The organism is Klebsiella pneumoniae, from assembly GCF_000742135.1.
Lineage (GTDB): Bacteria > Pseudomonadota > Gammaproteobacteria > Enterobacterales > Enterobacteriaceae > Klebsiella > Klebsiella pneumoniae.
In genome coordinates this window covers 3,309,109-3,326,225 of sequence record NZ_KN046818.1, presented here as the reverse complement: position 1 = coordinate 3,326,225, position 17,117 = coordinate 3,309,109, and the positions used below count along the sequence as shown (strand labels likewise).

The window sequence follows — 17,117 nt, the reverse complement described above, 5'->3', positions numbered from 1 at the left end:
GAGAGCGGATGCTTTATTTAACTCAACGTCTGGAGATCCCCGCCGCCGCGACCGCCAGCGTTACGCTGCCGATTGATGTTCGCGTCAAAAGCCGGGTTAAGGTCACCCTCAACGATGGCCGGGAAGCCGGCCTGCTGCTGCCCCGCGGCCTGCTGCTGCGCGGCGGCGATGTGCTCAGCAACGAAGAAGGCACCGAGTTTGTGCAGGTGATTGCCGCTGATGAAGGGGTGTCGGTAGTGCGCTGCGACGATCCGTTTATGCTGGCGAAGGCCTGCTACCACCTCGGCAACCGTCACGTGCCGCTGCAGATCATGCCGGGCGAGCTGCGCTACCATCACGATCACGTGCTGGACGATATGCTGCGCCAGTTCGGCCTGACGGTGACCTTTGGCCAGCTGCCGTTCGAGCCGGAAGCCGGCGCTTACGCCAGCGAGAGCCACGGTCATCATCATGCTCATCATGACCACCACGCTCACAGCCACTAGCATGTCGACAGCGGAACAACGCCTGCGGCTGATGCAGCTGGCCAGCAGCAACCTGCCGGTAGGGGGTTACAGCTGGTCCCAGGGGCTGGAGTGGGCTGTGGAAGCCGGCTGGGTGCCGGACGTCGCGGCCTTCGAGCGCTGGCAGCGACGCCAGATGACGGAAGGCTTTTTTACCGTTGACCTGCCGCTGTTCGCCCGCCTGTACCGCGCCTGCGAACAAGGCGATATCGCTGCGGCCCAGCGCTGGACCGCCTATCTGCTGGCCTGCCGGGAAACTCGTGAACTGCGGGAGGAAGAGCGCAACCGCGGCGCGGCGTTTGCCCGTCTGCTGAGCGACTGGCAGCCGGACTGTCCGCCGCCGTGGCGCTCCCTGTGCCAGCAAAGCCAGCTCGCCGGGATGGCCTGGCTCGGCGTGCGCTGGCGTATCGCCCTGCCCGAGATGGCCCTCAGCCTGGGCTACAGCTGGATTGAGAGCGCCGTGATGGCCGGCGTCAAGCTGGTCCCCTTCGGCCAGCAGGCCGCCCAGCAGCTGATTTTACGTCTTTGTGACCACTACGCGGCCGAGATGCCCCGCGCGCTGGCCGCGCCGGACGGCGATATCGGATCGGCCACCCCGCTCGCCGCCATCGCCTCTGCCCGGCATGAAACCCAATACTCTCGATTATTCCGTTCCTAGGAGAAGCCATGAACTCTTATAAACACCCGCTGCGCGTCGGCGTCGGCGGCCCGGTCGGCTCCGGTAAAACCGCTCTGCTGGAAGCACTGTGTAAAGCGATGCGCGATACCTGGCAGCTGGCGGTGGTCACTAACGACATCTATACCAAAGAAGATCAGCGCATCCTCACCGAAGCGGGCGCGCTGGCGCCTGAACGCATCGTCGGTGTGGAAACCGGCGGCTGCCCGCATACGGCGATCCGCGAAGATGCCTCAATGAACCTCGCCGCCGTGGAAGCGCTGAGTGAAAAGTTCGGTAACCTCGACCTTATCTTCGTGGAAAGCGGCGGCGATAACCTGAGCGCCACCTTCAGCCCGGAGCTGGCGGATCTGACCATCTACGTCATCGATGTGGCCGAAGGGGAGAAGATCCCGCGCAAAGGCGGACCGGGGATCACCAAATCCGATTTCCTGGTGATCAATAAAACCGACCTTGCCCCCTATGTGGGCGCGTCGCTGGAGGTGATGGCGAGCGATACCCAGCGTATGCGCGGCGATCGCCCATGGACCTTCACCAATCTGAAGCAGGGCGACGGCCTGAGCACCATTATCGCCTTCCTCGAAGACAAAGGCATGCTTGGCAAATAGGCCTGTTGCACCAGCCGGGCGCAAGCGCGTCCGGATGGTGCAGCCTCTGCTCTCTCTTTATATCATCCTGCCTCCACCTCCGCGCCACGCCTGCCCTGCAATATGGCATAAGGTTTGCTAATTCAAGTCATGCCTAACCATTAAGGAATGACTATGTCATCACTGGATCTTAACTCTGAATTACCCGCGACAACGCGGACTTCCGGCTCCCGGGAAACCTTAGAAGATTACACCTTACGTTACGCCCCGCTGAGCTTTCGCCGCTGGGGTCCGGGCGTCGTCGCGGTCACCGCGCTGGGCGGCATCGCCTATCTGGCCGACTTTTCCATCGGCGCCAGCATCGGTATGGCCTGGGGCACCAGCAACGCCATCTATTCGATCCTGGTGGCGGCGCTGGTGATCTTCCTCACCGGCATTCCGCTGGCGATCACTGCCGCGCGCTACAACATTGACCTTGACCTGATCACCCGCAGCGCCGGCTTCGGCTATTTCGGCTCGGTGATCACCAGCATTATTTTTGCCGGCTTCACCTTTATCTTCTTCGCCCTCGAAGGCTCGATCATGGCCCAGGGCCTGCTGGTGGGCCTCGGGATCCCGCTGTGGATGGGATATCTGATCGCCACCCTGATAGTGCTCCCGCTGGTGGTCTATGGCATGAAAGCCCTGACCCGCCTGCAGGTGTGGACCACGCCGCTGTGGCTGGTGCTGATGGTGGTGCCGGTGGTGTGGCTGATTGTCAAAGATCCGCAGCTGGTGGACGGCTTCCTGCATTTCGCCGGTAAAAACAGCGCGTCGACGGTGGATATTACCGCCATCATGCTCGGCGCCGGGGTATGCCTGTCGCTGATCATGCAGATTGGCGAGCAAATTGATTACCTGCGCTTTATGCCGCCTAAGACCGCGGAGAACCGTAAAAGCTGGTGGCTGGCGGTCTTTTCCGCCGGCCCGGGCTGGGTGGTGTTAGGCGCGATCAAACAGATCATCGGCGCCTTCCTCGGCTTCTATCTGTTGACCCGTTTCCCGGCGGTGCACAATACCGAACCGGTGCAGCAGTTCGTTAGCGTCTTCGATAACCTGGTGCCCGGCTGGCTGGCCCTGACGCTGGCGGTGGTGCTGGTGGTGATCTCGCAGATCAAAATTAACGTCACCAATGCCTACTCCGGCTCGCTGGCGTGGACCAGCGCCTGGACCCGCACCACCAAACGCTATCCGGGACGGATTATTTTTGTGGTGGTCAACCTGGCGATTGCCCTGGCGCTGATGGAAGGCGATATGTTCAGCGCCTTGTCGTGGATCCTCGGCTTTTACTCCAACTTCGCCATCGCCTGGGTCGTGGTGGTGGCGACCGACATCACCTTTAATAAAGGCTTGCTCAAGCTGGCGCCGGCGCAGCCGGAGTATCGCCGCGGCATGATCTACAACGTTAACCCGGTGGGCGTGGTCTCCTTTGGTCTGGCCGCCGGGCTGTCGATCTGCGCCTTCTTCGGTCTGCTGGGGGCGACGCTGGCGCCGTTCTCGCCGCTGATTGCGCTGGTCGTTGCCTTTGTCATGACCCCGCTGATGGGGCTCCTTACCCGCGGGCGCTACTATATTAAGCAGATGGATGACGGCATCGCCGAGCCGCGCTATGACGCGGCGGGGAACGCCTCCACCACCGTGTATCAATGCGTTAGCTGTGAGGAAGAGTACGAGCGCCCGGACGTGATGCACTCGCACAAGCATCAGGGAGCCATCTGCTCGCTGTGTAAAAGTATGGAGTAGTCAGGAAGGCAGGCCGACGTGACGTCGGCCTGTTTCAGGATGCGTTAGGCGGCAGGCAGCTCGGCCAGCGGCCAGCGCGGGCGAACCGTCACGCCGAGCTCGGCTTTGGCGCCGGTTTGCAGACGCACCATGCCGGCGTAGGCGATCATCGCGCCGTTGTCAGTACAGAACTCAGGGCGGGCGTAGAACACCTCGCCGCCGCGTTTTTGCATCATCTCCGCCAGCTTCGCCCGCAGGGTACGGTTGGCGCTCACGCCTCCCGCCATCACCAGACGCTTAAAGCCGGTTTGCTCCAGCGCGCGGCGACATTTAATCATCAGCGTATCGACGACCGCATCCTCAAACGCCCGGGCGATGTCGGCGCGGGTTTGCTCATCGTCGCCGTTGCTGCGAATGGTGTTGGCGGCGAAGGTCTTCAGGCCGGAGAAGCTGAAGTCCAGCCCCGGACGGTCGGTCATCGGCCGCGGGAAGACAAAGCGGCCTTCGGTGCCCTGGGACGCCATTTTCGACAGCATCGGCCCGCCGGGATAATCCAGTCCCAGCAGCTTCGCCGTCTTATCAAAGGCTTCGCCCGCCGCATCGTCAATCGACTCGCCCAACAGTTCATACTGACCAATACCGGTGACGCTAATCAACTGGGTGTGGCCGCCGGAAACCAGCAGCGCGACGAACGGGAACGCCGGCGGATTATCTTCCAGCATCGGCGCCAGCAGATGCCCTTCCATATGGTGTACCGGGATCGCCGGCACGTTCCAGGCGAAGGCTAGCGACCGGCCAACGGTCGCCCCGACCAGCAGCGCGCCGACCAAGCCTGGACCCGCCGTATAGGCGACGGCGTCGATATCTTTCGCCGTCAGACCGGCTTCTTTCAGCGCCGCCTGGATCAGCGGCACCGTTTTGCGCACGTGGTCGCGCGATGCCAGCTCCGGCACCACGCCGCCGTAATCCGCATGCAGTTTCACCTGACTATACAATTGGTTGGCTAACAGACCTTGCTGGTCGTCATAAATCGCGATGCCGGTTTCATCGCAGGATGTTTCAATGCCCAGTACACGCATGAGTTGTTTTACCTCGCTTCAATACCGCGCAGTGTAGGTCCAATGACCGGCGATGTAAAACTTTGCTCACCCCTGGTGCTCTCTTCGTGTATACTCCTCACCCTTATAAAAGTCCCTTTCAAAAAAGGCGCCGGTGCTTTACAAAGCAGCAGTAGTTGCAGTAAAATTCCGCACCATTTTGAAATAAGCTGGCATTGCGGCCAGCGGCAAACCGAATTAATCAAAGGTGAGAGGCACATGCCGGTAATTAAAGTACGTGAAAACGAGCCGTTCGACGTAGCTCTGCGTCGCTTCAAGCGTTCCTGCGAAAAAGCAGGTGTTCTGGCGGAAGTTCGTCGTCGTGAGTTCTATGAAAAACCGACTACCGAACGTAAGCGCGCTAAAGCTTCTGCAGTGAAACGTCACGCGAAGAAACTGGCTCGCGAAAACGCACGCCGTACTCGTCTGTACTAATCTGTTGAGAGCGACGCTCTCAATTCAGACCGAGTTGTAGTTGTAAGGCCGTGCTTCCGAAAGGAATGCGCGGCTTATTTTCGTTTATAGTCATCAGAAATAACGGGGCTTATGGCTGGACGAATTCCACGTGTATTTATTAGCGATCTGCTTGCCAGAACCGACATCGTCGATCTGATCGATGCGCGGGTAAAGCTGAAAAAGCAGGGCAAAAATTTTCACGCGTGCTGTCCGTTCCATAACGAAAAAACCCCCTCTTTCACCGTCAACGGTGAAAAACAGTTTTACCACTGCTTCGGCTGCGGGGCGCACGGCAATGCTATCGACTTCCTGATGAACTACGACAAGCTCGAGTTCGTGGAAACGGTCGAAGAGCTGGCCGCCATGCACAACCTCGAAGTGCCTTATGAAGCAGGCAACGGACCCAGCCAGATAGAGCGCCATCAACGGCAGAACCTCTACCAGTTACTGGATGGTCTGAATGCGTTTTATCAACAGTCTCTGATGCAGCCCGCCGCCGATCCTGCGCGCCAGTACCTGGCGAAACGGGGGTTAAGCAGCGAGGTGATTACGCGCTTTGCCATCGGCTATGCTCCCCCAGGTTGGGATAACGTTTTAAAACGGTTTGGCGGCAATCAGGAAAACCGCCAGTCGCTTATTGATGCCGGCATGCTGGTCACCAACGATCAGGGACGCAGTTACGACCGCTTCCGCGAACGGGTGATGTTCCCCATCCGCGATAAGCGAGGCCGGGTGATTGGGTTTGGCGGACGGGTGCTGGGCGATGCCCTGCCGAAGTATCTGAACTCCCCGGAAACCGACATATTCCATAAAGGCCGCCAGCTGTATGGCCTGTATGAAGCGCAGCAGGATAACCCCGAACCACCGCGTTTGCTGGTTGTCGAAGGGTATATGGACGTCGTGGCGCTGGCGCAGTACGACATTAATTATGCCGTGGCCTCGCTGGGTACCTCGACCACGGCCGACCATATCCAGCTGCTGTTCCGGGTGACGAATAACGTCATCTGCTGCTACGACGGCGACCGGGCCGGCCGCGATGCCGCCTGGCGCGCGCTGGAGACGGCGCTGCCGTACATGACCGATGGTCGCCAGCTACGCTTTATGTTTCTGCCTGACGGCGAAGACCCGGATACGCTGGTGCGTAAAGAGGGCAAAGCGGCGTTCGAGGCGCGGATGGAGCAGGCTCAGCCGCTCTCCACGTTCTTGTTTAACAGCCTGCTGCCGCAGGTCGATCTGAGTACTCCGGACGGGCGCGCGCAGCTGAGCACGCTGGCGCTGCCGCTGATAACCCAGGTCCCGGGCGAAACGCTGCGCATCTATTTGCGTCAGGAGTTGGGCAATAAGCTGGGCATTTTAGATGACGCGCAGCTTGAACGATTAATGCCAAAACAGGCGGAAAATGGCGCGCCGCGTCCCGCACCGCAGCTAAAACGCACGACCATGCGTATACTGATAGGACTGCTGGTGCAAAACCCGGATCTGGCGCCGTTAGTCCCGCCGCTGGAGGGACTGGACTCGCGCAAAATGCCGGGACTGAGCCTGTTCAGCGAACTGGTGAAGAGCTGTCTGGCGCAGCCTGGTCTGACAACCGGGCAACTTTTAGAGCAATATCGCGGCACAAAAGAGGCGGCAACCCTTGAAAAACTGTCGATGTGGGACGATATAGCAGATAAAGACATCGCTGAACAAACCTTCACCGACTCGCTCAACCATATGTTTGATTCACTGCTGGAACTGCGACAGGAAGAGTTGATAGCTCGCGATCGCACACACGGTTTAAGCAGTGAAGAACGCCGGGAGCTCTGGACCATCAGCCAGGAGCTGGCGAAAAAATAAATGACAGACAATATCCTTCACGTTGTATCAAAGCAGTAAGAAAACGCAGAACAACGTGAAGGAAAAGTATTTAACGGCTTAGGTGCCGAGTATCGATCGGGAAGCCCCCGACAGCCGCGCAGAGGCGCAGCGGCAATAATATAAGTACGCCCTCGCTTTAAATGTCGACAGCCCGTCTGCCGACACCAATCAAACGAATTAAGTGTGGATACCGTCTTATGGAGCAAAACCCGCAGTCACAGCTGAAGCTTCTTGTCCAACGTGGTAAGGAGCAAGGCTATCTGACCTATGCCGAGGTCAATGACCATCTGCCGGAAGATATCGTCGATTCCGATCAGATCGAAGACATCATCCAAATGATCAACGACATGGGTATTCAGGTGATGGAAGAAGCACCGGATGCCGATGATCTGATGCTTGCCGAAAACACCGCGGATGAAGATGCTGCCGAAGCCGCCGCGCAGGTGCTCTCCAGCGTGGAATCCGAAATCGGGCGCACGACCGACCCGGTGCGTATGTACATGCGTGAAATGGGTACCGTAGAGCTGCTGACCCGTGAAGGCGAAATTGACATCGCCAAACGCATCGAAGACGGCATCAATCAGGTGCAGTGCTCCGTTGCCGAATATCCGGAAGCGATCACCTACCTGCTTGAGCAGTACGACCGCGTTGAAGCGGAAGAAGCCCGTCTGTCCGATCTGATCACCGGTTTCGTCGATCCGAACGCCGAAGAAGATATGGCGCCAACCGCCACCCACGTTGGCTCCGAGCTGTCTCAGGAAGAGATGGATGACGACGAAGACGAAGACGAAGATGAAGACGCAGACGACAACAGCGATGACGACAACAGCATCGACCCAGAGCTGGCCCGTGAGAAATTCGCCGAGCTGCGTACCCAGTACGAGCTGACGCGCGACACCATCAAAGCCAAAGGTCGTAGCCATGCCGCCGCCCAGGAGGAGATCCTGAAGCTGTCTGAAGTCTTCAAGCAGTTCCGCCTGGTGCCGAAGCAGTTCGATTACCTGGTCAACAGCATGCGCAGCATGATGGATCGCGTTCGTACTCAGGAACGTATCATCATGAAGCTGTGCGTTGAGCAGTGCAAAATGCCGAAGAAAAACTTCATCACCCTGTTCACCGGCAACGAAACCAGCGAAACCTGGTTCAACGCCGCGGTGGCAATGAACAAGCCGTGGTCTGAGAAGCTGCTGGAAGTGAAAGAAGATGTGCAGCGCGGCCTGCAGAAGCTGCAGCAGATTGAAGAAGAGACCGGCCTGACCATCGAGCAGGTTAAAGATATCAACCGTCGCATGTCCATCGGCGAAGCGAAAGCCCGTCGTGCGAAGAAAGAGATGGTTGAAGCGAACCTGCGTCTGGTTATCTCTATCGCCAAGAAATACACCAACCGCGGTCTGCAGTTCCTCGACCTGATTCAGGAAGGCAACATCGGTCTGATGAAAGCGGTCGATAAGTTCGAATACCGTCGCGGCTACAAGTTCTCGACCTACGCCACCTGGTGGATCCGTCAGGCCATCACCCGCTCTATCGCGGATCAGGCGCGCACCATCCGTATTCCGGTGCATATGATTGAGACTATCAACAAGCTCAACCGTATCTCCCGTCAGATGCTGCAGGAGATGGGCCGTGAACCGACCCCGGAAGAGCTGGCTGAGCGTATGCTGATGCCGGAAGACAAAATCCGTAAAGTGCTGAAGATCGCCAAAGAGCCTATCTCCATGGAAACGCCGATCGGCGACGATGAAGATTCGCATCTGGGGGATTTCATCGAGGATACCACCCTCGAGCTGCCGCTGGATTCTGCGACCACCGAGAGCCTGCGCGCGGCAACGCATGACGTGCTGGCCGGCCTCACCGCTCGTGAAGCGAAAGTGCTGCGTATGCGTTTCGGTATCGACATGAACACCGACCACACGCTGGAAGAAGTGGGTAAACAGTTCGACGTTACCCGCGAACGTATCCGTCAGATCGAAGCGAAGGCGCTGCGTAAACTGCGCCACCCGAGCCGTTCTGAAGTGCTGCGTAGCTTCCTCGACGATTAATCGTCGCGGGGCATCGTCTACAGCCTGTTAAAAAGCTCCCTGCGGGGAGCTTTTTTTATGGCGTTCAGGTGGCCATCCCGGGAAAGTCGCCTCTCTCCGCTACTGGCCGCGGGTTGCCAGGGCATCGTCCAGTTCACGATAGGCCGCCACCAGCTTATCGAGCGTCGCCCGGTTTAAGCCGCTGGGATTAGGCAGCACCCACACCTGGGTCGTCCCGATGGTCATGGCCTGTTTCCCCCACTTCGCGCCGCGCTGGTTAAAGGCCAGCTCGAAGGCCTGCTTGCCGAGCACCGCCAGCGCCTGCGGCTGATACTCTTCAATTTTCCGCACCAGCTCACGGCCGCCGCTGCGCAGCTCCTGCAAGGCGACCTCGCTGGCCTGCACCGTCGGACGCTCTACCAGCATGGTGATGCCGCAGCGCGTATCCAGCAGCTGCAGCTCCTCTTCCGGCCTGAGCTGCCGATCGGTGAACCCGGCCTGATGGATGACCTTCCAGAAGCGATTGCCAGGATGGGCAAAATGAAAGCCGGTATGGGCGGAGGACTTCCCCGGGTTGATACCGCAAAAGACAACGCGCAGGCCCGGCGCAAGGATATCGCTAATCATGTTTTCTCCGGCTGTATGGCTAAAACATGATTATAAAGGATTGAAAATGCATTGTTTATAAAAACAGCAGCTGCGCGCTTTACGCTGGATTGCAATCGCCAGTTACTTTATAATCCCTCGCCACGGCCCCTTAGCTCAGTGGTTAGAGCAGGCGACTCATAATCGCTTGGTCGTTGGTTCAAACCCAACAGGGGCCACCAAATTTTAGATTTAAAATCATATAATTAAGCCACTCGAAAGAGTGGCTTTTTTGTTCCTGAATTTTAAAATGGCACCACAAACCGCTGAGCAGCGCGCATGGCTTAGCGTGTTGTCGCTATCCCATTAAGAGGATAAAAAGTCCGTTATAACGCAGGGAAAATTTGCGCTTACGCTAAAACAGATAGCATTCTGCCTTAGCAAAATATTGCTCAGAGCATCTCGGGCAGCCCATAACCGCCGCACTCCTGTTGACTTCTGTCTAACTACGCAACGTAGTCTTGAAATATCTTTCATTCCTGCAATGCTGGAATTCATACTACTCACGATAAATGTAACAACACAGGTCAATTTCCGAAAAATAACCATAGCCTGCGCCAGCTGATCGAAATCAACGCGTTCCTCCCCCCGCTCTTATATATAACCCGCTGACTTACAAAAAGGATGAAATGATGAAAATACGGGATATATCAATCAGTACCTGTCTGGCACTGTTATTAATGGGTTGCGTAGCTAAACCACCCATGGCGACGGAAAATGAAATGAAATAGGCCGCCGCGTTTGCTTTTAATGTCGATGCTTCGCAGGTGACAATTTCCGATGCGAGGCAGCAGGATGTGAAAACCAACTTTGTGGTCACCATCGGCAAAACCAGCCATCGCTGCTATGTGACGAAGGCCGCCGAGCCGAAGCTTTACGGGCTGATCCCGCTGGGCGGCGGTAGCACCGTCTCGGATGCCATCTGCGCCGGCGCCAACCCGACGCTAGCGAGCAAAACCTGCGACGCCCTGTCGCAAAAAGCGGGCCGCTGCTGAGCCTTTGCGCAGAAGAAGGCCGCTAACTGCGCATTTAGTCACTTTTTCTGCCGTTTTACCGCGGTCGCTTAGTTCAGTGACCGCACCTGCTGATAAGAATTGAGCCGTTCCCGCAGCGAGGTGAGCCAGACATCCGGCTCCTGACGGCAGATTTCGGTGAGGATCGGCGTCAGCACCAGCTCGGCTTCATGGAAGTCGGTCCACTCCGGCGGCTCCAGTGAAAAAGGATCGTTCATCAGCCAAATCACCATCGGCGTCCAGGCGCGCGGATCCAGTTGCAGATAATCCTGACAGCGCATCATATCTCGGGTCCGCGCCTCATCGGGGACGACATCCTTTCCCACCGCGGCGCTACTCATTGCCAGTATTGTTATTCCTGCCATCAGATGTTTCCAAACCCATTTTCGCCAGAAGGCGCGTTTTTCTTTCGCCATTGTTATTATTTTACCTGCCAGTTGTCGCCGGACGATATTCCCGAGAACTCACCTTAATAAGAGCAGATTAATCGTTTGCATTTTTTTTAACAGCAGACCGCGCTGAAGCAAGTGAACGCCCGTTCCTACAGCTGTCATCCAGCTATGCAAATATATTCGTCTGGCTCAGCTCCACAATATTTCCCTGGCCCAAAACGATTTGTGTTACAATTACGCCTTATAACGGCATCGATAAAAATAACCCCCGCCGCACCTGCACCAGGCATCGCCCTTCTTTTTTCATATCAGGATTTACGCCCCCATGAATGCGATAATCATTGACGATCATCCATTGGCACGTATCGCCATTCGCAACCTTCTCGACAGCAACGGTATTACCGTCGCGGCAGAGCTCGACAGCGGCGCTCATGCCGTGCAGACCGCGGAAAGCATGCAGCCTGACCTGCTCATCGTCGACGTCGATATTCCGGAGCTCAGCGGTATCGAGGTGCTGGAGCAGCTGCGCAAACGCCGCTACCAGAGAACAATCATCATCATTTCCGCTAAGAATGAACTGTTCTACGGCAAACGCAGCGCCGACTGCGGAGCAAATGGTTTTGTGAGTAAAAAAGAGGGAATGAATAATATCCTCGCCGCCATCGACGCAGCCAATAATGGCTACAGCTATTTCCCCTTTTCACTGGAACGCTTCTGCACCCACGGCATCACCGATCAGGACCGGCTGGATACGCTGTCAACGCAGGAGATGAAGGTGTTCCGCTATATTCTCAGCGGCGTCGACTACACCACCATCGGCAGCAAAATGAATATCAGCAATAAAACGGTAAGTACCTATAAGGTCCGTCTGATGGATAAATTAGGCTGCAGCACCCTGCTTGAGCTATATGACTTTGCGCAACGCAATAAAATAGGGTGATGGCATGGCGGTTCGTCTTATTTTATCCGTCGTTGTCGGGCTGGCGCTGAGCCTCTCGCCTGCCGCGTATGCCATGAAACAGCTGGAGCTGAAGAGCCATTCTCATATCGCGGCGATCGATATCCCGCTTAGCGGTAAGGAGAAAGCATGGCTGGCGGCGCAGCCTACGCTGACCGTCGGGACCTGGCTTCCCGAGAGGACGCCCATCGTCTATGACGGCGACGAGAAAAGTTATCAGGGCATTAACGCCGACTATCTGGCGCTGATGGCGCACAGCCTCGGACTGAAGGTGATTATCCGCCAGTATGACACCGAGCAGCAGGCGCTCACCGCCCTGGCCGACCGCCAGGTGGATACCCTGCTAACTCAGGTGGCGCACCGGGATGCGCTCGCCCCGGGCCTGGATCAATCCGCGCCGCTGCTTAAAACCTGGCCGACGCTGGTCACCTCGCTGAAATCCCCTCTGCCGCCGCTGACCACTGACCGCCGCGTCACGCTGGCCTGCACCCGCGATTGCGCTTTTTTCGATATTATTCAGCAGGCGTTTCCCAACGCCAAAATCACCCTTTATGATAGCGACTATCAGGCTCTCGCCTCGGTGGTCAGCGGCGAGAATCAGTATTTTATCGGCAACAACATCACCACTGGCCACTGCATCTCGAAATATTTCTCGCAATCGCTGGTTATCGCGCACTATTTTCGTCAGCAGGAGCAACACAACCGCTTTGTCACCCGTGACGATCGGCCAGAGTTGCATCAACTCTTCGACCGTTTTATCCATGCCGTCGACAGCGACACCGCGATGCGGATCATGCAAAACTGGCTCAACCGTGGCGATCTGTCGTTTCTCAATACCCCGCTTACCTTTAGCCCCGAAGAGCAGCGCTGGCTGCAGAAGCATCGTCGCGTCCGCCTGCTGGTGAACCCCTATTTTCCGCCATTTACCCTGGTGGATAACGAGGATGAACTGCGCGGCATCATGGCCGATATGCTGAATATTGTCTCACTCCAGACCGGCCTGCAGTTTGACCCTATTCTGGTGCGCAACCGTCAGGCTCTGGCAAAGCGCATGGAAAAAGAGGACTGGGCGATCATGCCCGCCACCACCCTGACCCCACAGCCGCAGGCCTACGTCACCCTCAGCGATCCGCTCATTAACGTGGCCTTTGTGCTGGTCGCCCGCGGCAGCGCCCCCGATCAGCATCTGCTGACGCGCTCGGCGCGGATCGCCCTGCCGGTCGGGCCTATCGCCGCCCATGATCTGAAAGCGCGTTTTCCGCTGATTAACTGGGTGGAAACGGATAACGTTGGCGTCGCCATGAAGATGGTAGAGGAAGGCGAAGTGGATGCCGCCGTAGCCTCGGAGCTTTCCGCCCGCTATATGATCGACCACTACTATCCACAGGGTCTGCACTACACCCGCATTGATGGACTCCCCGTCGCGGCCATTCGGCTGGCCATCCCGCGCGATGAACCGGTGCTGGCCGCCATTCTTAACAAAGCGCTGCAGGTTATTCCGCCACGGGATATTCTGCAGATGACCGAGAAGTGGTCGAAAATCTCCAGTCAGCAAATAGAGAACTGGAGCCAGTACAGCCGCCAGTTTTACCAGCTGATCGCCTTTGCGCTGGTGCTGATCGCCATCAGCCTCGGCTGGGGACTCTCCCTGTGTCGGGAAGTGCGCAAACGTAAAGACTCCCAGCAGCGGCTCGAGGAGGAGCTGGCGCAGAAGGAGGCCCTCTCCTGTGCGCTGGAGCGCGAAAAAGACAAAGCGATTCAGGCGACAAAAGCCAAGAGCCGCTTTCTGGCCAGCATGAGCCACGAGCTGCGCACGCCGGTGAGCGCCATCGTCGGCTTTCTGGAGCTGCTGGCGAAACCTGAGCTGAACGTCGGCCAGCGTAAAGAGGCGATCGAGCTGGCGGGGTCGACGGCGCAAACCCTGCTGGGACTTATTGGCAATATTCTTGATATCGACAAGATTGAATCGGGAAAATACCAGGTTACTCCGCAGTGGAGCGATGTCGCACAGTTAGTGTCGCAGCAGTGTCATACCTTCGACGCGCTGGCGCAGCAAAAGGGCATCGATCTGCACTACCATAACGCGCTGCAGGAAGGGACCATGCTGTGGGTCGACCCGCAGGCGCTACGGCAAATCCTCAATAATCTCATCGGCAATGCGCTGAAGTTTACCGTCGAAGGCGCAATTCAGGTCTCCTGCCGGCTGACGCCGGCGAATGAGACACAGGGAGAGCTGGCCCTCATGGTTAGCGACAGCGGCTGCGGGATCAGTGAAGCAGAGCAGGCCACCCTCTTCCACCGCTATGCCCAGGCGCGCCAGGGACGCCAGCAGACCGGCTCCGGACTGGGGCTGGTCATTTGCAAAGAGCTGGTTGCGCTGATGCAGGGTCGCCTGGAGATGGTCAGCCGTCCGGGCGTGGGGACCACTTTCACCATCACGCTGCCGGTCAAGGCGAGCCGCTGCGCGATCCACGCGCCGCAGGCGTCGCCCGCCAGACCGCAGGCTCTACCCGGGCTGGCGATACTGATAGCGGACGATCACCCCACCAACCGGCTACTGCTCAAGCGCCAGCTCAGCACTATCGGCTATAGCGTCGATGAAGCCTGCGACGGTGAAGAGGCAGAGAATAAGCTCGCCAGCAAACATTACGATCTGCTGATAACGGACCTCAATATGCCGAAGAAAGATGGCCTGGCGCTGGCGGCCTCGCTACGCCGTCGCTATCCGGGCCTGGTAATTTGGGGCGTGACTGCCAGCGCGCTGCCGCAGTCGCGGGAGGCGTGTCTGGCCAGCGGCATGAATATGTGTCTGTTTAAGCCGGTGTCGGTCCAGACGCTGAGTCATGAGCTCAGCCGTTTAGCGGTGGGCCGCGCATCACCTCACGCTACCCGGCACCTGAAGCTCAGCGTGCTGAGCGAGAATACGGGGGGAGACCAGGCGCTGATGAATGAGATGCTGGAGACGTTCCGCGATGCGTCGGCCGCGGATTTACAGGCTGCCGGACAGGCAATCGCCCGGCATGAGCCGCAGATTTTTCTGCGGGCGCTGCACCGTCTGCACGGTTCAGCACAAATTCTGGGGATTACTGCGCTACAACAACTGTGCGCCCCTTTTGAGGCAAAGCGGCCTGATTCGCTGACGCCGGCAAGCTGTCTGGAGGTGGTACAGCGCATCACCGGCGTCATGCGCGAGATCGATGGCGAAATCGACGCCCTGATCGGCCGTTAGCCGTTCCGCTCGGGCAGTCCGCCTGCCCGAGCGTTAAGGGGACATCCTTGTCAGTTTTTTCCTCTGCGCTCTCTCAGGGTGGAACAAGTATCAGTTGCCTGCCACCAGCATCTCGCTATCCACCACAATGCCCTCTTCAGCGCCCTTCAGCACCAGATTCGCTTCGTAATATTTACCGGCTTTCAGCAGTTCTTGCGCCTGCGCTACCGCCTTACGGGTCTGGTTAAGCGGCATCAGATACTGGTTCTCAATCACGCCAATACCGGCCAGACGCAGGGTATCGATAGCCCCTTTCTGATCGCCTTTCGCCAGCTTTTCGTTGGCGGATTGGATAGCGCTCTCTTTTTCCGGCGTGGCCACATAGTCTTCAGACAGGGCGATAGAGGCGTTAATGATCACATAGCGATCGGCGATCATTTTGGCTTTAGCATCAGTTTTCACAAACTTCGCCCAGCTGGCATCATCGGCGGCCAGCAGCGCGGCGGCGTCGTCTGTCAGTTTTTTGGCGCTATCCGGCTGGCCATGGAACAGCGCCAGACGGGCGAACTGGATGTCGCGCATCGCATTCGCGCCCTGCACCGCCACCTGCAGCACATCGGCGGCTTCTTTCTGTACCTGCGTCGTGGCTGCCGCGGCTGGCGCTGCCGTCGCGCTATCTGTTGCCCATACCGGAGAGGTACTCATCATGGTTGCCAGCAGGCTCGCCAGAATGACTTTTTTCATCGTTGACTCCTGATTAAAATCGGTAAGCATCACCAAACGCAGCCAGCTTAAAAAATATCGCGGGCATTGAGAATCAGAGCCCGGAAGTAATATTGCGGGCCTGGTCTGACAGCTGTCAGACCAGGCGTATAAAGTGACCTCGGCGCTCTTATTTACGCCTGCCGATCGCGCGGCCTACTATTTTCCTCAGACCTTTCTTTTGGCCCGCTGAATAAACCCTCACGCTTTTTATTCAGCGTCAGGCCGCCAACCGGGATCTGCGGAGCAATTATGTTTATGTTTAGCCATTACACCTTAAATGCGTTTAGCCCACGCGTCTTCATTCGATATAAACGGCATGCCTGCCTGATGGCGGTATTGCTGTTTATCTGCGGAGCCTGTTGTCTGGCCTGGCCGTTGGTCGCCGGCTGGTATCTCGCCACAGTAACCGGCATGTTATTGATGATCTGCGGCTTCTATTCGCTGTACAGCCTGATTGTCTTCCGCCAGCAGCACTGGAAATCACGCCTGGTGGCGCTGATCTTCGCCATCGCCTGGATCGTGCTCGGCCTGAGCTTTGTCGTCAATCCTCTCAACGGTATGAGCAGTCTGGCCATTTTATTTGGCTTTTTATTTGTTCTCGGCGGTATTTCCCGCATCGTTAACGGATGTCAAACCCGCAAACAAAGCGGCGCTGGCTGGAATATTTTTATCGGCCTGTTGGATTTACTTATCGCCTGCCTGTGGCTGGCCATGAACCCGCAGCAAAGCTGGTTATTTATTACCGCCTTTATCGGCGTTGAAATGATATTTAGCGCCATCGGCTTGTTGGTCCTGCGCAATAAAATGAAGCACGCTCAGGCTTAAGCCCTATTTTGTCACTGGAGAAGAAAATGAATTTACCTAAAGCACTCGTATTGACCGTGGCGGCTACCACATTCTGTCTGATGACCAGCCCGGCGTTCGCGGTTGAGGAAACCACGCCGCAGAATATGACCTGTCAGGAATTTATGGATATGAACCCAAAAAGCATGACCCCGGTGGCCTTCTGGGTAGTGAATCGCAACACCGACTTTAGCGGCGGCGACTATGTTGACTGGCATGAAGTCGAGACCGTTTCGGTACCGAAAATGCTGCAGGAGTGCCACAAGAACCCCGCCGCTAAACTTGGCGATCTCAGCGCGGTCATCAAAAAATAACCCCCCCCCTGGCATCAGGCCGGG

16 protein-coding genes and 1 tRNA gene are annotated in these 17,117 nt (G+C 57.4%); 13 read left to right on the top strand and 4 right to left on the bottom strand.

The window, feature by feature from the left end:
- Positions 1-8 precede the first annotated feature (8 nt).
- The 4 genes from ureE to DR88_RS09905 all read left to right on the top strand — a co-directional run bounded on the left by ureE (position 9) and on the right by DR88_RS09905 (position 3,548).
- Entirely contained in the window at positions 9-485 is a 477-nt protein-coding gene (gene ureE, locus DR88_RS09890) for an urease accessory protein UreE (RefSeq protein ID WP_002916875.1), read from the top strand.
- 1 nt (position 486) lies between these two features.
- Positions 487-1,161 carry an urease accessory protein UreF gene (locus DR88_RS09895; RefSeq protein ID WP_016532672.1) on the top strand — a complete coding sequence of 225 codons (675 nt, stop codon included), beginning with the start codon at positions 487-489 and terminating at the stop codon, positions 1,159-1,161.
- A gap of 8 nt (positions 1,162-1,169) precedes the next feature.
- The gene (gene ureG / locus DR88_RS09900) at positions 1,170-1,787 is read left to right on the top strand and encodes an urease accessory protein UreG (RefSeq protein ID WP_002916877.1); all 618 of its coding nucleotides are present in this window, start codon (positions 1,170-1,172) and stop codon (positions 1,785-1,787) included.
- A gap of 153 nt (positions 1,788-1,940) precedes the next feature.
- Positions 1,941-3,548, top strand: coding sequence for a purine-cytosine permease family protein (locus DR88_RS09905; protein WP_025861734.1), 1,608 nt, complete (start codon positions 1,941-1,943; stop codon positions 3,546-3,548).
- 44 nt (positions 3,549-3,592) lie between these two features.
- Here the strand turns inward: DR88_RS09905 and tsaD are convergent, their stop codons facing one another.
- The gene (gene tsaD, locus DR88_RS09910) at positions 3,593-4,606 is read right to left on the bottom strand and encodes a tRNA (adenosine(37)-N6)-threonylcarbamoyltransferase complex transferase subunit TsaD (protein WP_002916879.1); all 1,014 of its coding nucleotides are present in this window, start codon (positions 4,604-4,606) and stop codon (positions 3,593-3,595) included.
- A gap of 237 nt (positions 4,607-4,843) precedes the next feature.
- Between tsaD and rpsU the strand changes: the two genes are divergently transcribed.
- From rpsU to rpoD, 3 genes are all read left to right on the top strand, one after another.
- Entirely contained in the window at positions 4,844-5,059 is a 216-nt protein-coding gene (rpsU, locus tag DR88_RS09915) for a 30S ribosomal protein S21 (RefSeq protein ID WP_001144069.1), read from the top strand.
- Positions 5,060-5,170: 111 nt separating this feature from the next.
- Entirely contained in the window at positions 5,171-6,916 is a 1,746-nt protein-coding gene (gene dnaG, locus DR88_RS09920; protein ID WP_004149864.1) for a DNA primase, read from the top strand.
- 218 nt (positions 6,917-7,134) lie between these two features.
- A complete protein-coding gene (gene rpoD, locus DR88_RS09925) occupies positions 7,135-8,976 on the top strand; it encodes an RNA polymerase sigma factor RpoD (protein WP_004174339.1) in 1,842 nt (613 codons plus the stop codon).
- A 99-nt stretch (positions 8,977-9,075) separates the two neighbouring features.
- Here the strand turns inward: rpoD and mug are convergent, their stop codons facing one another.
- Positions 9,076-9,582, bottom strand: a complete 507-nt coding sequence (mug, locus tag DR88_RS09930) for a G/U mismatch-specific DNA glycosylase (protein WP_002917636.1) — start codon at positions 9,580-9,582, stop codon at positions 9,076-9,078.
- 124 nt (positions 9,583-9,706) lie between these two features.
- Between mug and DR88_RS09935 the strand changes: the two genes are divergently transcribed.
- A tRNA-Ile gene (locus tag DR88_RS09935) sits at positions 9,707-9,782 on the top strand.
- 585 nt (positions 9,783-10,367) lie between these two features.
- Positions 10,368-10,595: a hypothetical protein gene (locus DR88_RS0126240; RefSeq protein ID WP_009484811.1), complete on the top strand. Its 228-nt coding sequence runs from the start codon at positions 10,368-10,370 to the stop codon at positions 10,593-10,595.
- A 68-nt stretch (positions 10,596-10,663) separates the two neighbouring features.
- Here DR88_RS0126240 and DR88_RS09940 read toward each other — a convergent pair whose 3' ends face one another.
- A complete protein-coding gene (locus DR88_RS09940) occupies positions 10,664-11,029 on the bottom strand; it encodes an HdeA/HdeB family chaperone (RefSeq protein WP_072198168.1) in 366 nt (121 codons plus the stop codon).
- A gap of 301 nt (positions 11,030-11,330) precedes the next feature.
- Here DR88_RS09940 and evgA point away from each other — a divergent pair, with 301 nt between their 5' ends.
- Positions 11,331-11,945 (top strand): acid-sensing system DNA-binding response regulator EvgA, encoded by a 615-nt coding sequence (gene evgA, locus DR88_RS09945; RefSeq protein ID WP_004185745.1) that lies wholly within the window; start codon positions 11,331-11,333, stop codon positions 11,943-11,945.
- Between the two features lie 4 nt (positions 11,946-11,949).
- Complete coding sequence (locus DR88_RS09950) at positions 11,950-15,192, top strand: ATP-binding protein (RefSeq protein WP_004149871.1); 3,243 nt, start codon at positions 11,950-11,952, stop codon at positions 15,190-15,192.
- Positions 15,193-15,282: 90 nt separating this feature from the next.
- Here DR88_RS09950 and DR88_RS09955 read toward each other — a convergent pair whose 3' ends face one another.
- Entirely contained in the window at positions 15,283-15,945 is a 663-nt protein-coding gene (locus tag DR88_RS09955) for a YfdX family protein (protein ID WP_004144810.1), read from the bottom strand.
- Positions 15,946-16,185: 240 nt separating this feature from the next.
- On the opposite strand from DR88_RS09955, the gene DR88_RS09960 reads away from it, so the two are divergent.
- Positions 16,186-16,761, top strand: coding sequence for an HdeD family acid-resistance protein (locus DR88_RS09960; protein ID WP_002917651.1), 576 nt, complete (start codon positions 16,186-16,188; stop codon positions 16,759-16,761).
- A gap of 26 nt (positions 16,762-16,787) precedes the next feature.
- Entirely contained in the window at positions 16,788-17,093 is a 306-nt protein-coding gene (gene hdeB / locus DR88_RS09965; protein WP_002917655.1) for an acid-activated periplasmic chaperone HdeB, read from the top strand.
- Positions 17,094-17,117: the final 24 nt, after the last annotated feature.